Raw genomic sequence first — 14945 nt, 5'->3', positions numbered from 1 at the left:
ATGATCCTTGCAAACCGCCCGCGCTATGCCGCGCGCCTGAACGCCTTCAAGACAAAGGGCGACACGGTGGCCGACATGCTGGCAAAGGCCGGACAGGTGGGCGGCATCGATGCCGCCGACTTGAACTTTCCCGACCATTTCGACCATCACACCCCGGCAGAACTGACCGAAATCTTGCAACAAAACGGTATGGCCCTGAATGGCCTTGCCATGCGCTACTACACCGATCCGGGCTTCCGCCTTGGGGCCTTCACCCATCCCGACCAAACCATCCGCCGCGCTGCGATCGACATCACCAAGCGCGGCCTTGACGCCTTGGCCCAGATGGGCGGCACAGTCATGACCGTCTGGCTCGGCCAAGACGGTTTCGATTACAGCTTTCAGGGCGATTACACCCGGATGTGGGATGACACCCTCTCCGCCTTGGCCGAGGTTTGCGACCACAACCCCGCCCTCGACATCTCCATCGAATACAAACCCAACGAACCCCGCTCGTGGTCTGTCCTGCCTGACATGGCCACCACCCTCCATGCCATCCGCGACCTCGCCCGCCCGAACCTCGGCGTCACGCTCGATTTCTGCCACATGCTTTTCGCGGGCGAGATGCCAGCCAAATCCGCCGCCCTCGCCGCCCGCCATTGCCGGATCATGGGTGTCCATCTGAATGACGGTTATGCCAAGCGCGATGATGGCCTGATCGCGGGCACCGTCCACCCGGTCCAGACAGTGGAACTCTTCTGGCTGCTTGACCGTCTGGGCTATGACGGTGTGATCTATTTCGACACCTTCCCCGATCACGGCGGCATGGACCCGGTTCAGGAATCCCGCGCCAACCTTGCCCTTACGGAACGGCTCCGCGCCATCGCGGCAGGCCTGCGCGATGACCCCGACCTTCTAGACGCGATGTCCCGACAGGACGCCGCCGCCGCCACCCGCCGCATCGCCAAAGCCCTCTATGGCGCCTGATTTACGTAAATTACGTAAAACATAGCCCCTTCATCTTGGGGAAAATACTCCACGGGGGTCCGGGGGTGTGAAACCCCCGGCCTGAGCCGAAGCGGCGCAGCCGCGCAGGCGAGGCAAAAGGCTTGCGCCGCGCCCTTCGCGCGGCGCTCCGCATTCACAACCCGTAAAACCCGACCGCCGTCCCGCCATAGATCAGCGCCCGGTCCACATCCGTCAGCCCCTCGGTCAAACGTTCCGCCGCCGCGCGCCAATCGGCATATTCCCCACGCAACCGGCAGACTGGCCAATCAGACCCCCACATCACCCGCTCGGGGCCAAAGACGGCAAAGACGTGATCGACATAGGGCTTCAAATCCTCAACCGTCCAATCGGCATCGGCCTCCGTGATCAGGGCCGAGAATTTCACCACCGCCGCCGTCTCGCCCGCGATCCGGCTCATCCCTTCGGCCCAATGCCGGAAATGCGCCTCTGATTTCTCACGGATTTGCGGCTTCATGCAGTGATCCACCACCACTTCAAGCCGGGGATAACGCTTCAAGATCGTCAGGAAATTCGCCAGATGGCGCGGAAAGCCAAGCGCGTCAAAGCGCAGCCCCAGATCGCACATGGCGCGAAAGGCCCATTGCACATCCTCCCGCAGCATCCAGCCATCATCGGGAATGTCCTGGATCATGGGCCGCAGACCCTTCATCTTCGGATGCTGTGCCAGCCGCCGCATCTCGGCCAGATCGGCGGGGCGTTCGAAATCCACCCAACCCACCACGCCCAGAACCCAAGGCGTCGCATCCGCGATGCCCAGCATATATTCCGTCTCGGCCACCGTCGGTGCCGCCTGCACAAGGATCGTCCCCTGCACCCCCGCCGCCTGCAACTGCGGCCAAAGCTCCGCCGGACCATAGGGTCGCGACAGCACCGGGTCATCCTTCGGCATCCAGCCGTAATCCCCCCGCGCGGGGTGCCAGAAATGTTGATGCGCATCGATCTGCATATGCCGCCCTCTCACACTGGCGCGTCGGGGTGGATCAACCCCTCGGCCTTCATCGCACCCCACAGCGCCGCCGGAATATCGGCTGCCGCAGCCTGAAGATTGCTTTCCATCTCGGTCAGGCTTTGCCCGCCGGGGATCACCGACAGGACCGCCGGATGCCGCGCGCAGAACTGAAAGGCCGCATCCACCAGCCGCACCCCATGCGCCTGACACAGCGCCTGCAACCGCCCCGCCATTTCCATCGCCCAATCCGGCGCATCCTCATAGCGATACTGCGCCCCCGGACGCGGCCCCGTGGCAAGGATGCCGGAATTATACGGGCCCCCGACGACCACCCCCACCCCCCGTGCCGCCGCCGGGTCCATGAACCCCTCAAGCGAGTCGGTCCGCAGCAGCGAATACTCCCCCGCCAAAAGGAAGATGTCGAAATCCCCTCGATCCAGCAGCCAGCGACAGGGCTCCCATTCATTCACCCCGGCCCCGAAGGCGCGGATGACGCCCTCATCCCGCAGCTTGACCAAGGCGCGGTATCCGCCTGCCATGAACTCGGCCAACCGCGCATCCAGCGCTGTCTGCGACCCGTGATTGAAGATGTCCAGATCATGCGCATAAAGAATGTCGATCCGGTCTATCCCCAACCGCTCCAAGGAAAATTCGACGGATCGGAACACGGCATCATAGCCGTAATCATAGATTTCATTGCGCGATGGCACGTCGAACCATTTGCCGAACCCGTCCCGCTTGTCCGGTGTCGTGGCCCGGAACAGCCGCCCGATCTTGGTCGAGATGACATAGGCCTCGCGCGGCTTGCCCCGCAAAAACCGGTTCAGCCGGGTCTCCGACAGGCCAAGGCCATAAAGCGGCGCCGTGTCGAAATAGCGGATGCCCCCTATCCAAGCGCGCTCCAGCACCGCATGCGCGTCGTCATCCGAAATTGCCCGGAACAGGTTTCCGATCGGGGCGGACCCAAAGCCCAGCGTGGTAAAGTCAAGGCCGCCATTCCCCAGCCTGTCCCAGTGTCGCCGTTCCTGCATGTTCCCCCCCCGAAAGACACTGACATGCTAGTATGTTCCCCCTTCCGGTCAAATCCCTTTCCGTCTAGCCTTCGCCCAGTCGAGGAGGATGCAATGTCGCGTTTCGAGAAAGTCTTCGGTGCCGGACGCAAGCCCGTCATCGCCATGGTGCATCTGGGCGCGCTGCCCGGCACGCCGCTGCATGACAAGGCAGGTGGGGTGGAGGCGATCCTGGACGGTGCCGCGCGCGACCTTGCCGCCCTGCAGGCAGCGGGCGTGGATGCCGTGATGTTCGGCAACGAAAACGACCGCCCCTATGAGCTGAAGGTCGACACTGCTTCGACCGCGACCATGGCCTATGTGATCGGCCGCCTGCGCGACCGCATCACCGTGCCCTTCGGCGTCAATGTCCTTTGGGACCCTATGGCCTCGGTCGCCCTTGCCGCCGCCACCGGGGCGGCTTTTCTGCGCGAGATTTTCACGGGAACTTATGCGTCGGATATGGGCATCTGGGCCCCCGATGCAGGCGCGGCACAGCGCTATCAGCATCGGCTGGGCAATTCCGATTGCGCGCTGCTTTACAACGTCTCGGCGGAATTCGCGGGCAGCCTCGACCCACGCTCCTTGCCGGATCGGGCGCGATCAGCGGTGTTTTCTTCGATCCCCGATGCGGTGCTTGTCTCTGGCGCCATCACCGGCGAAGCGGCAGAGATGCGCGATCTCGAAGGCGTCAAGCGCGTCCTGCCGAAGACGCCCGTCCTTGCCAATACGGGCGTGAAACACGCAACCATCGCCGATGTCCTGCGCGTGGCCGATGGCTGCATCGTGGGGTCTGCCCTGAAGATCGGAGGCGACACCTGGGCCGCCGTCGACCCGGACCGCGCGAAGGATTTCATGGACCGCGCCCGCGCTGCGAGGGGCTATTGATGCGACCTAAACGGAGCGCTGACGCGCAAGCCTTTCCTGTCGCCTCCGCGCTGGCGCGCTCCGGCTCCGCGTTCAGGGGGCGCACACGCCCCCTCTTGGCCTGCGGCCAATTCACCCCCTGTGAGTATTTGGGCCAAGATGAAAGGGCAGGGGGCTGCAATGGCACTGCATGATCTGATCCGTGATTACATGCTGATCCCCGGCCTTGCCGGGCATGAGGATCGCATCCGCGCCCGGATCAAGGCCGATCTCGATGGGTTGGGGATCGCCCATCGCACCGACCGGTTGGGCAACCTTTCCGCCACGCTGGACGGCGACCCCGCCGCGCCCTCGGTTCTGGTCTTTACCCATATGGACCAGTTGGGGTTCATCCTGCGCAAGATCGAAGCCAATGGCCTGATCCGGCTGGAACGGCTGGGCGGCGTGCCCGAACGCGCGCTGGCGGCGCAGGCCGTTGTGATCTGTACGCGGGCGGGCGATGTGCCGGGGCTGATCGCCAATAAAAGCCATCATGCCACCACGCCGGAAGAAAAATACCGCGTCCTCCCCTATGCCGAGCTTTACGTCGATGCCGGTTTCACCTCAAAGGCCGAGGCCGAGGCGGCAGGCCTGCGCATCGGTGACCCGGTCGTCTATCGCCCCAATGTGATCGCGCTAGCGAATGGCCGCTTGGCTGGAACCAGCGCCGATGACCGCGCGGGATGCGCCGCTTTGGTGGACCTTGCCGCACGTCTGAAGGACCGCAATACCGGGCCGACGGTTCACCTCGTCTGGTCGGTGCAAGAGGAATACAACCTGCGCGGCGTCCTGCCCGCCGCCGCCGCCGCAAGACCCGACATCGCGTTCCAGATCGATCTGCTCTTGGCCTGCGATACGCCGGATATGGCATCGCGCGGGGATGTCACCTTGGGCGGCGGCCCCGGCATCAGCCTGTATTCCTTCCACGGGCGCGGCACGCTGAACGGGGTGATCCCGCATCCCGCCCTTGTTGCGCTGATGGAAGAGGTGGCCGCCGCCGAAGGCCTGCCCCTGCAACGCTCTGCTCATACCGGGGCGCTCACCGATCTCAGCTATATCCAGTTCATGGGGGAGGAGGGGGTGGCCTGCCTCGATGTCGGCTTCCCCATGCGCTATACCCATTCCGCGCTCGAGGTGGTGGACCCCGCCGATGTGGCGCAGATGGTCACGCTGCTTGAGGCGGCGCTGACCCGCATCACCCCCGGCTTCAATCTGATCCGGTGATCCCCATGACCCACACACTTGGCATCGACATCGGCACGTTTGAATCCAAGGGCGTTCTGGTGGATGGCGCGGGGCGCATCGTCGCCACCGCCACAAGGCCCCACAAGATGCTCGTCCCGCGCCCCGGCTGGGCCGAACACCGCGCGGATGAGGATTGGTGGGGCGATTTCGTCCACATCACCCGTGCGCTTTTGGCCGAGTCCGGCGTGAACCCAAAGGATATCGCCTGCATTGCCGCCTCTGCCATCGGGCCCTGCATGCTGCCCGTGGATGCGACAGGCGCACCCCTGATGAATGGCGTCCTGTACGGCGTCGATACCCGCGCGGCGGTCGAGATTGACCACCTCACCGCCACCATCGGGGCAGACCGCATCATGGCCGCCTGCGGCAACGCGCTCACCTCGCAATCGGTGGGGCCAAAGATCCTCTGGCTCAAGAACCACCACCCCGACCTTTATGCCCGGACGGCGAAGGTTCTGACCTCCACCTCTTACATCACGTGGAAACTGACGGGCGTTTACGCCATCGACCATTACACGGCGGCCAATTTCTCGCCCCTTTATGACGTCAACACGCTGAACTGGACCGATGCGCTGGCACCCGACATCCTGCCCTTGGACAAGTTGCCAAAGCTGATGTGGTCCACCGAGATCGCAGGCCATGTGACAGCGCAGGCCGCCGCCGAGACGGGTCTTGCCGAAGGCACCCCCGTCACCTGCGGCACGATCGATGCGGCGGCCGAGGCCGTCAGCGTGGGCGTGCAGCGCCCCGGCGAGATGATGATGATGTATGGCTCTACCATCTTCATCATTCAGGTCACGTCGGACCCCGTTCGCGACCCGCGCCTGTGGTATGCGCCATGGCTCTGGCCCGGGATGCATGCCTCCATGGCGGGGCTGGCGACATCCGGCACGCTGACCCATTGGTTTCGCGATCAATTCGCCCGCGATACCAGCTTTGGCGACCTCGCAGCCGAGGCAGCAGCCAGCCCCAAGGGCGCCAAGGGCCTCATCTGCCTGCCCTATTTCAGCGGAGAGCGGACGCCGATCCACGACCCCTTGGCCAAGGGGGCCTTCTTCGGCCTAGATCTGACCCATACGCGCGGCGACATGTTCCGTGCCGTCTTGGAAGGCATCGCTTCGGGGACCGCCCATGTCCTTGACACCTATCGCGAATTGGATGCCTTTCCCCAGCGCATCCTTGCCGTGGGTGGCGGGACGAAGAACGCCGTCTGGATGCAGGCCACGTCGGATATCGGCGGGGCAGGGCAGATCGTCTGCGAAAAGACGGTGGGGGCCAGCTATGGCGACGCCTTCCTTGCCGCCACCGCCGTTGGCATGGCCATGCCGGATGAGATCGTCGAATGGAATCCCGTCGCCCGCACCGTGCGGCCCGAAACGGTGGCGGCCTATGCGCGGCAATATCCGTTGTTCAAGCATCTCTACACGCAGACGCGTCAGATCGCGCATGAATTGGGGCGCGCCTGATGCGCTATGACCGGATGCGCCCCCATCAGGTGCAGGCGGCCATCGCTGCGGGAACGCCCGTCATTCTGCCATTGGGCGTGATGGAACATCACGGCGGCCACCTTCCCGCCGGGGTGGATCTGCTTGCCGTGACCGAAATTCTTGATCGGCTTGGGGATGAGGTCATCACCCTTCCCCCCTTCGCCTATGGCGCGGCCAGTCACGCCGTTGCAGGGCCAGAGCATGGCACCACGCTGCATATCGACGCCACAGCCCTGACCCCGTTTTTCGAGGCGCTTTGCGCATCGCTCCTCAAGGCGGGCTTTCGCAACATCCATGCCGTGATCCATCACCAGTCGGAAAACATCGCCCAAGGGATGCCCACCGACCTGTCCTTCCGCCTTGCCGCCCGCAACGCGATCTTCCGGCATCTCGAGGCGGAGCGGGGCGCAGGCTGGTGGGGCAGGCGGGACATGGCCGATTACTACGCCCAGCACGCCGAAGGGTCAGACCCGTTCAACTGGATCCGTCTCCATCCGCTTTTCCCGAAAAACGATGTTTTCCCCTTCGATCACGCCGGTGAGGGCGAAACCGCCCTCATGCTGGCGCTTGCGCCCGACACCGTGGCGATGGACCGGGTGGCAGAAGGGCACCCGTGGTGGACCGAAACCGCCCCCCGTGCAACGGCAGCAAAAGGGGAAGAGGGCATCGCCCTTGCGCTGGCGCATCTGCGGCAGGTTCTGGGGCTGACCCCGTAGGCAGGGCAATATTGCCCATCCTACAGTTCAGCCAAATCCACCACGCCCTTCTTCAGGATGAAACAGCCGTAAGGCCCGCTGTCACTGGTGCGGATGATGGCAAAGGCCCGCTTCGCCGCCTCGTAAAAGGCAAACCGCTCCAGCGCCTCTATCTCCACCCGCCGTCCCTCGGCGGCATCGACCACTGCCTGCATCCGGCCAAAGATCGGCACCACGCCCTCAGGATTCCCCACCACCTGCATCCGACGCACGGGGGCAGGAACGAACGTATCCAATGGCATCAACGACAATATCGCCCGCGCCGCCGTCGGGATATCGCAACCCGCCATATCCACCAACCGCCCATAGGTCGTTTCCGCAGCAATCGTCGCCGCCGGATGGTTCACATCGCAGATCACCAGATCGTCGCCATGCCCCATCAGCATGAGGACATGCACCACCTCTGCCGACAGCCGCTGGTCGATCCCCTTCAGCACGTCACTTCACCGCGCCCGCCGCCATGCCCTTGATGATGTATTTCTCCAAGACGACCCCAATCACGATCAATGGCAGGATCGCCGCGAAAGACAGCGCCGCCATCGACCACCATGAAATCCCTTGGCTCCCGGTCTGGCTCGCCACCATCACGGGCAGCGTATTGGCATGCGTCGATGTCAGCAGCGCCGCGAAGAAATACTCGTTCCATGTCAAGACCAAGGACAGGATGAAGGCCGCCACCATCCCCGGCAGGGCAATCGGCAGGATGATCGTGGCGAATGCCCCCCAAACCGACAGCCCATCGACCAACGCCGCCTCCTCCAACTCGGTCGGGATCGATCCGAACTGGTCGCGCATGATCCAGATGACGATGGGCAGCACCGAGAGCGTATAAAGCAGGATCAACCCCACCCGCGTGTCCAGAAGCGCCAACTCCTTGTAAAGCACAAGGAAGGGCAGGGCCAAGACAACGGGCGGCAGGATCAACTGGCTCAGGAAGAAAAAGCTGATGTCGGAATTCTTCATAAAGCCGAAGCGATAATTGAACCGCGACAGGCCATAGGCCGCAAGACTGCCCAGAACCACGGCCAATCCGGATGAGGTGACCGAGATCACCGCCGAATTCATGAAACGCTTCATGAACTCCGCCCGCACCGTGCTTTCGTTCCAGATCGTGTCGGGCGACAGGCCCAAGGACCGCCAACCCAGCCATGCGGGCTGATAATCCACCCAAGGGATCATGTTCCCCTTCATCACATTGGGCGCCATCTTAAAGCTGGTGGTGATCGTCCAATAGATCGGGAACATGCAGATGATCGCCCACAGGATCAGCACGCCATAGATGGCCACCCGGCTTGTCCACCATTTCGCGCGGTGGCGACGGTCGGCCTCGCTGTCCCGGAAAATTTGCGCGCTCGCAGTCATGTCCGGGGCCTCATCCAGCGGTCGGCAAGTTTCATCAGGATGGTCATCGCGATGACGATGATCACCAGATAGACGAAGGCCAGCAGGGTGCCGTAACCCACATTCGAACGTTCTCTATATTCCCGGAAGATAAAGCTGGTGACCGTATCCGTCGCGCCGCCCGGCCCGCCCGAAGTGACGTTGATCACCACATCCGCCAGCTTCAGCTTGAATATGATGCGGATCAGGATCGCGGTGATCGACACAGGCAGCATCAGGGGGAATGTCACCTCCCAGAAATTCCGCCAGCCATTCGCACCGTCAACCTTGGCCGCCTCGTTCAACTCCTTGGGGATGGCCTGAAGCCCCGCAAGGATCATGATCATCATGAAGGGGATATAGGTCCAGGCGTCCATCACCATGATCGTCGCCCGCGCAATCTCAGGCGACCCGAAGAAGGACGGGTTCTCCACCCCGAAGAACCGCGCCAGCCGCGAAAGCGGCCCGAACCGCGCCTCCAGCATCGACTTCCCGATCATCCAAGACACGGCGACAGGCGACAGCATCAAGGGCAGCAGGAAGACCACCCGAAAGAACTTCCGCGCCCGGATCTGCGCGTTCAGCAGCAGCGCCAACCCAAAGGCGATGGCATATTCCACAAGGATCGCCGCGCTATAAAGACCCATATTCCCCAGCGCGTTCCAGAAGAACGGGTCGCCCCACATCTGCCGGATATTGTCCAGCCCATTGAACTGCCGCCCCGTCGGGCTGGAAAGGTTCCAGTCGCTGAATGCGATGATCAGACCGAAAAGCAGCGGAAAGATCGTCAGCGCCGCCACAAAGATCGCGGCAGGCAGCACGAACAGCGTCCGCTTCCCATGCTCCCCACGGATCAGAACCTGCCCCCAGCACAGCGCGACCGCCCATGTGCAAAAGGCATAAAGGGTGGGCCGCCAATTGGTGAAGCCGAAATCGCCATTCCCCGTGGCCTGCATCACCTGCAAAGCGGCAACCAGCACGGTCAGCGCCGCCGTGCCCCAGATCATCGCGCGCCCGAACCGCTTGCGCCCGTCCGAGATGTTGTCGTTCGTGACGACGTGAAGAAGGTCACCGTTGCTCATGCTAGCATGTTAGCTTGCCCTTTCCCGTCTGGAAAGTGCTTTCCCCGCTTCACGGCGTGCAACCGACTCGGGCATCGAATCACGGTCTGTCACGGCCTTGGGCGCGGGCCCATTTGTCACCCGGAAATCATTCTTCATGCAGCAAAGGTTGCCCGATCCGCGCCTGCGCTGTGGCGACGCACTGCGGTCCTGCACCCCCTCCGACGAGAAAAAAATCAAGAATATGAATTTGGTATCGATGCTGCCCTAGCAGGCCGTATCAGCGGCGCCACTCGCATGTGTAAAGTTTTTGTTACAGTTGAAAATGTAATTCAAAAATGACAGTCTCAGGCTGGGACCTGATGCTGACAGAAAGCAATTCGCTGGCGGCAAGGCCGAGGTGGGCGGAATGTCGTCAACCCACCACTGCACCCACGACGACGAGGGCACGGAGGAGCAGCAATGTCCAACGATCCTGACAAGGTATGGCCGACTGGCCTCACCTTGAGAGAAGCTGAAGAAGTCCACAGTTACCTCATCGACGGCACGCGCGTGTTTGGGGCGATCGCCCTGCTCGCGCATATACTCGTCGCCGTCACAACGCCTTGGCTCGGCTGAGGAGAACAGAATGAACAACGCAAAGATGTGGCTTGTCGTCAAGCCGACCGTTGGAGTTCCGCTGTTCCTTTCAGCTGTCGCCGTTGGGTCCTTCGCTGTCCATGTTGCCGTCCTAAGCAACACGTCATGGGTGGCGGATTTCCTTTCGGGCAAACCCCTTGGGACGGGCACGGCTGCCGCCGCGCTCGTGCTGCCGGAAGATGGGGTCGCCAAAGCGGCCTACATACCCGGTGGTGCGCAAGAGGTGCTGATCACCATGCCGGATGGCACGACGGCCCACGCCGTTTTGCAGACATCCGAAATAATGGCGGCTCTCGACTGACACCGTCGCGCGCGGGTCCGACAGGGCTTGCGCGCGACGCAATCAGGCGTGGGGTTCCCTGTCCTCCGGCAGGCGGACCTCACCCTGCCCCCGCACCCGGCACGCGAACGACGGCCGGATCACAACATGGGTGTGTCGGCGATGTTTGACTACAAACGGTTCGCACTCGGGCGTCTCGCGGCCATGGCACCGCAATACCTGCCCTTTGCCGATGCGGCCTCGGATGAAGTGCCACTTTCCCGTCTCTTGCGCCTGTCGCTCTTCCAGATGACCGTCGGCATGGCGCTTGTCCTGATGGTCGGCACGCTGAATCGGGTGATGATCGTCGAACTGCAGGTGCCGGCCACGCTGGTCGCGCTGATGCTGGCCTTGCCGCTGGTCTTCGCGCCCTTCCGCGCCTTCATCGGCTTCAAATCCGATACGTTCAAATCAGCCCTCGGCCTGCGCCGCCTGCCATGGATTTTCAAGGGCACGATGTATCAGTTTGGCGGTTTCGCGATCATGCCCTTCGCCCTTCTGGTTCTGTCGGGCTATGGCGAGGCTGTCGATGCCCCGCGCTGGATCGGGCTTTCCGCGGCGGCGCTCTCCTTCCTGCTGGTCGGGGCAGGGATGCACATCGTGCAGACGGTCGGCCTCGCGCTCGCCACCGACTTGGTCCCGCAAGAGGATCAGCCAAAGGTCGTTGGCCTGATGTATGTCATGCTTCTCATCGGCATGATCCTCGCCGCTCTCGTCTACGGTGCGCTGCTCTCGACCTACACGCCTGGCCGTCTGATTCAGGTGATCCAAGGCACAGCCGTCGTCACGATCGTTCTTAACGGTCTCGCGATGTGGCAGCAGGAAGCGCGCAACCGCAACCGTGCCAACGCACCTCGGCGCGAGATCGCCTTCACAAAGGCCATGAAGCAACTCTCTGCACAGCCCGGCATGCTGCGCCTGCTCGCCGTCATCGCACTCGGCACGGCTGGCTTTGGCATGGCTGATGTCTTGCTTGAACCCTTCGGTGGGCAGGTTCTCGGCATGACTGTGGCACAGACCACCCGCCTCACCGTGGTTCTGGCCTGCGGCAGCCTTGTGGGCTTTGCGCTGGCATCGCGGTGGCTGGGTCGCGACGGCTGGCAGCCGATGACCGTGGCCTCCCTCGGTGCCCTGATCGGCATTCCGGCTTTCCTGATGGTCATGGTCTCGGCGGCCCTGCTGACCGTACCGCTCCTGATTGCGGCCACGCTGATCGCGGGTTTCGGCGCAGGCCTCTTCGGACATGGCACATTGACGGCCACGATGCGCGCCGCGCCGCGTGAACAGATCGGCCTCTCGCTTGGCGCTTGGGGCGCGGTGCAGACCACCGCCGCCGGTGCCGCCGTCGCCCTCGGCGGCGTGATCCGCGACGTGATGCTTCTTGCCCCAGATGCTGCACATGGTGCCGCAGCATCACCCTACATGCCCGTCTTCGGGCTGGAGGCGGGGCTTCTCCTCCTTGCCCTCGCTCTGGCGCTGCCATTGCGACGGCAGGATGTCGACACGGGGCAGGGCAGTGCTACTTCCCCCTCCAAAGGCAGTGCCACCGCGCAAAACGGCTTGGCTGAGCCCCTACAATGACGTGACAGGCACATACCGGCCGTTCAGCAAAAGGGACAGGAAATGACGACGATCATCACCAGACTTTACCCTGACGTGACCGCTGCACAGGCGGTGGTCGCGGCCCTCACGGGCAGTGGGCACAACCCTGCAACGATCGAGGTGATCACGCGGGACGGACCAACCGCTGCCACAGACCGGATGCGCGCGGCCCGCGTGCCCTCTGCTTCGGCGGCGGCTTATGCCTCGGCCATCGCCGAAGGCCGTGCCCTTCTGGTGGTCAACGCCCCCTTCGCCCCGATGGGGACGGCGCGCCATGCCATCAAGACGGTAAACCGCTTCCCGGCCCTCTCCGTCGGGCTGGCGAATGAGGATGTCTATATCCGCGAAGACCCGAAGGTCGATCTGTCGGGCAAGATTTACTCGGGCAAGACCTTCTTCATGTCCAACCCCTACCGCCCGATGGGCCATGGCCACATCTTCGGCAACAACCCGATCTCGCCCAGCAAGCCGCGCACATCGGCGATCCGGGGCGGGGCCTACATGTCCACGAAATTCTGGCCGGGCAAGCTGCTTTCGGCCCCCAAGGCGCGGGATTCGGTCATCCGGGGTGGCTGGCTGGCCTCCTCCCTTTTCGGCCTGCCCACAACCATCCGCGAATGGCCCTCGCGCGACCTCTATACCAAGATCTAACCCCCCAACCTCCGCAAAAAAGAACGGCGCGCGGGCAACCGCGCGCCGTTCGCTTTGGTGTGGAAGGGGCGCGCAGCAAACTGCGCGCCACCGATGGGTCACATCCCCAAAGACGCCTTGTACAGCGCGATCTGGCTCTCCCGCCCGATCTGGTCGGTGATCTTCTCCCACGCAGCAGCGATGGCATCCGCCGTCTCCTGCGCGCTGGCATACTGGCCGGCAAAGCCCTTGGACAATTCGTCCTCGGCCACCGAATAGTACTGGAAGATGCCCGGGATACGCGGTTCGATCGCGGCGTTCGGGTGGTTGTAGCTGTCCGCGTTCGACCCAAGGTAATCCTCGACGAAGGCGCGGTCATAGCCTGCCGCTTCCCACTCTTCATAGTTGAAGTGCGAGTTGCGATAGGGCTGGAAGCCCGACGGATAGGCCGCCGTCCACAGCGACAGGTCCTTGCCGCCCAGATGGGCCGCCGCCGACCATGCCGCTTTGCGCTTCTTCTCGTCGCCCGACACGCGGGAGGTGACGTAGATGCCCCAGCCGATATAGGCCATCAGCGGTGCCTCGTTCGCGGTTTCTTCCCACGCGCCCGCGGCCGAGTTGTAGCGGCGGGTCGAACCGGGGTTGATCCCGAAGCCCACCACATCCCCCACGACCGAGGTGTCGGATGTCCGCGCCGAAGACCCGATATCGCCCCACCACATCAGCATCGAACCCGTACCCGCCAGGAACTGGCTGAAGCCGGTCGTGCCGGGGTCGGCGTTGATCTGGTCGGCCGGATAGGCACCCGGCGTCGCGATCAGGTCCATCACATCCTGAATGGCCTGCACCCAGCCCGGATTGTTGACGCGCGGCTTCATCGTGTCGGGGTCGAACAGCCATGCCGGATCGTCCGGATGCTTCACATAGGCCGCTGCGCGGTTGGCGATGAAGTACATGCCAAAGCCACCCCAGCCCTTCAGCGGGTCCAGATAGCCATGCGCCGGTTGCCCCGTCAGCGGGTCGGTCTGCCCGACCAGCGCCTTGGTCACCGCATTCACCTCTTGCCATGTCGTGGGCACGGTGGCCCCGCCAATCGCGCCCTCGCCGAAGTAATCGGTCCGGTAGGCGAAGGTGTGGCAGTCGCCGTCGATGGTGATCCGGTAGGACTTGCCATCCCAGGTGCCGACCGGCGGTTGCAGGTAACCCACAAGGTCATCCGCCTCGATCTGCGTCTTCACCCAATCGGGCATCTCATCCAGCAGGCCCTTGCCCGCGGTGTCCCCCTCGAAGGGCGCGCCCATTTCCAGAATGTCGAAATCGACCGTACCGGTCGCGATCGACTGCTGCAGACGCGCATTGTAATCGGCCTGCGCAAGGTCGATCCAGTTGATCTTGGCACCCGTATAGGCCTCCCACGGCTTGAGGAAGCCACGGAACAGGAAGTTGTGCAGGTTCTGGTTGTTCAGACCCATGAAGGTCAGCTCAACCCCGGCGAATTCGCCTTCCGCGACGCTGGCCTTGGTCGCGCCAAGGCACATCTCGCCCACCTTCTGCCAATCGGCATCGGTCGGGGACCCCATCCCAACGCCCGGGATCTTCAGGATTTCGGCCCGCAGGTTTTCCTGCGCCGAAGCCGCGCGCAGCCCGCCCAGAGGCCCCATCGCCGCCACGGCGGTCATCGCCGTCGCCCCCTGCAACATGCGGCGGCGGCTCATCCGCGCCTGCATGATCTCATACGCTCCAACCTTCACGTCTTTATCCTCCCTAGGATGATCTCCGGATGCGATAACGCCCCGGTTTTTCATGATTGATCGTGACCCTCGGAATGCCACTCCCGCGCGCGCCCCGGCGCGGCTCAAAGGAAGATGGGGCCTCCCAACCCCGTGCGGCAGCACTCCCTGTTGCAAACCTTGGC

At 63.4% G+C, this 14945-nt stretch carries 15 protein-coding genes; 9 read left to right on the top strand and 6 right to left on the bottom strand.

The window, feature by feature from the left end; translation table 11 throughout:
• Entirely contained in the window at nt 1-966 is a 966-nt protein-coding gene (locus QF092_RS07000; RefSeq protein WP_281468906.1) for a sugar phosphate isomerase/epimerase family protein, read from the top strand.
• 154 nt (nt 967-1120) lie between these two features.
• Here the strand turns inward: QF092_RS07000 and QF092_RS06995 are convergent, their stop codons facing one another.
• A complete protein-coding gene (locus tag QF092_RS06995) occupies nt 1121-1954 on the bottom strand; it encodes an amidohydrolase family protein (protein WP_281468904.1) in 834 nt (277 codons plus the stop codon).
• Nucleotides 1955-1965: 11 nt separating this feature from the next.
• The gene (locus QF092_RS06990; protein WP_281468902.1) at nt 1966-2988 is read right to left on the bottom strand and encodes an aldo/keto reductase; all 1023 of its coding nucleotides are present in this window, start codon (nt 2986-2988) and stop codon (nt 1966-1968) included.
• 93 nt (nt 2989-3081) lie between these two features.
• Between QF092_RS06990 and QF092_RS06985 the strand changes: the two genes are divergently transcribed.
• The 4 genes from QF092_RS06985 (at nt 3082) to QF092_RS06970 (ending at nt 7360) form a co-directional block, all read left to right on the top strand.
• Nucleotides 3082-3894 (top strand): BtpA family protein, encoded by an 813-nt coding sequence (locus QF092_RS06985; protein ID WP_281468900.1) that lies wholly within the window; start codon nt 3082-3084, stop codon nt 3892-3894.
• A gap of 159 nt (nt 3895-4053) precedes the next feature.
• Entirely contained in the window at nt 4054-5136 is a 1083-nt protein-coding gene (locus QF092_RS06980; protein WP_281468898.1) for a M42 family metallopeptidase, read from the top strand.
• Nucleotides 5137-5141: 5 nt separating this feature from the next.
• Complete coding sequence (locus QF092_RS06975; RefSeq protein ID WP_281468896.1) at nt 5142-6623, top strand: FGGY-family carbohydrate kinase; 1482 nt, start codon at nt 5142-5144, stop codon at nt 6621-6623.
• The gene (locus tag QF092_RS06970) at nt 6623-7360 is read left to right on the top strand and encodes a creatininase family protein (protein WP_281468894.1); all 738 of its coding nucleotides are present in this window, start codon (nt 6623-6625) and stop codon (nt 7358-7360) included. Before QF092_RS06975 ends, QF092_RS06970 begins: the two co-directional genes overlap by 1 nt.
• A 20-nt stretch (nt 7361-7380) precedes the next feature.
• Here QF092_RS06970 and QF092_RS06965 read toward each other — a convergent pair whose 3' ends face one another.
• The 3 genes from QF092_RS06965 to QF092_RS06955 are packed head-to-tail and all read right to left on the bottom strand — an operon-like array spanning nt 7381 to nt 9861.
• Complete coding sequence (locus QF092_RS06965; protein ID WP_281468892.1) at nt 7381-7836, bottom strand: RbsD/FucU family protein; 456 nt, start codon at nt 7834-7836, stop codon at nt 7381-7383.
• Between the two features lies 1 nt (nt 7837).
• A complete protein-coding gene (locus QF092_RS06960; RefSeq protein ID WP_281468890.1) occupies nt 7838-8761 on the bottom strand; it encodes a carbohydrate ABC transporter permease in 924 nt (307 codons plus the stop codon).
• Entirely contained in the window at nt 8758-9861 is a 1104-nt protein-coding gene (locus QF092_RS06955; RefSeq protein ID WP_281468888.1) for a carbohydrate ABC transporter permease, read from the bottom strand. The genes QF092_RS06960 and QF092_RS06955 overlap by 4 nt, the downstream gene beginning before the upstream one ends.
• Before the next feature lie 441 nt (nt 9862-10302).
• On the opposite strand from QF092_RS06955, the gene pufB reads away from it, so the two are divergent.
• The 4 genes from pufB to QF092_RS06935 all read left to right on the top strand — a co-directional run bounded on the left by pufB (nt 10303) and on the right by QF092_RS06935 (nt 13051).
• Nucleotides 10303-10458 (top strand): light-harvesting antenna LH1, beta subunit, encoded by a 156-nt coding sequence (gene pufB, locus QF092_RS06950; RefSeq protein ID WP_281468885.1) that lies wholly within the window; start codon nt 10303-10305, stop codon nt 10456-10458.
• 10 nt (nt 10459-10468) lie between these two features.
• A complete protein-coding gene (locus QF092_RS06945; RefSeq protein ID WP_281468884.1) occupies nt 10469-10780 on the top strand; it encodes a light-harvesting protein in 312 nt (103 codons plus the stop codon).
• A 141-nt stretch (nt 10781-10921) separates the two neighbouring features.
• Nucleotides 10922-12379: a PucC family protein gene (locus QF092_RS06940; protein ID WP_420026533.1), complete on the top strand. Its 1458-nt coding sequence runs from the start codon at nt 10922-10924 to the stop codon at nt 12377-12379.
• A 42-nt stretch (nt 12380-12421) separates the two neighbouring features.
• Nucleotides 12422-13051, top strand: coding sequence for a hypothetical protein (locus QF092_RS06935; RefSeq protein ID WP_281468880.1), 630 nt, complete (start codon nt 12422-12424; stop codon nt 13049-13051).
• Nucleotides 13052-13149: 98 nt separating this feature from the next.
• On the opposite strand, the gene QF092_RS06930 is transcribed toward QF092_RS06935, so the two are convergent.
• A complete protein-coding gene (locus tag QF092_RS06930; RefSeq protein WP_281468878.1) occupies nt 13150-14781 on the bottom strand; it encodes an extracellular solute-binding protein in 1632 nt (543 codons plus the stop codon).
• Nucleotides 14782-14945: the final 164 nt, after the last annotated feature.

This window comes from Fuscovulum ytuae (genome assembly GCF_029953595.1).
Classification (GTDB): domain Bacteria; phylum Pseudomonadota; class Alphaproteobacteria; order Rhodobacterales; family Rhodobacteraceae; genus Paragemmobacter; species Paragemmobacter ytuae.
The sequence above is the reverse complement of the archived record's forward strand: the minus strand, read 5'-3'. Positions and strand labels throughout refer to the sequence as shown.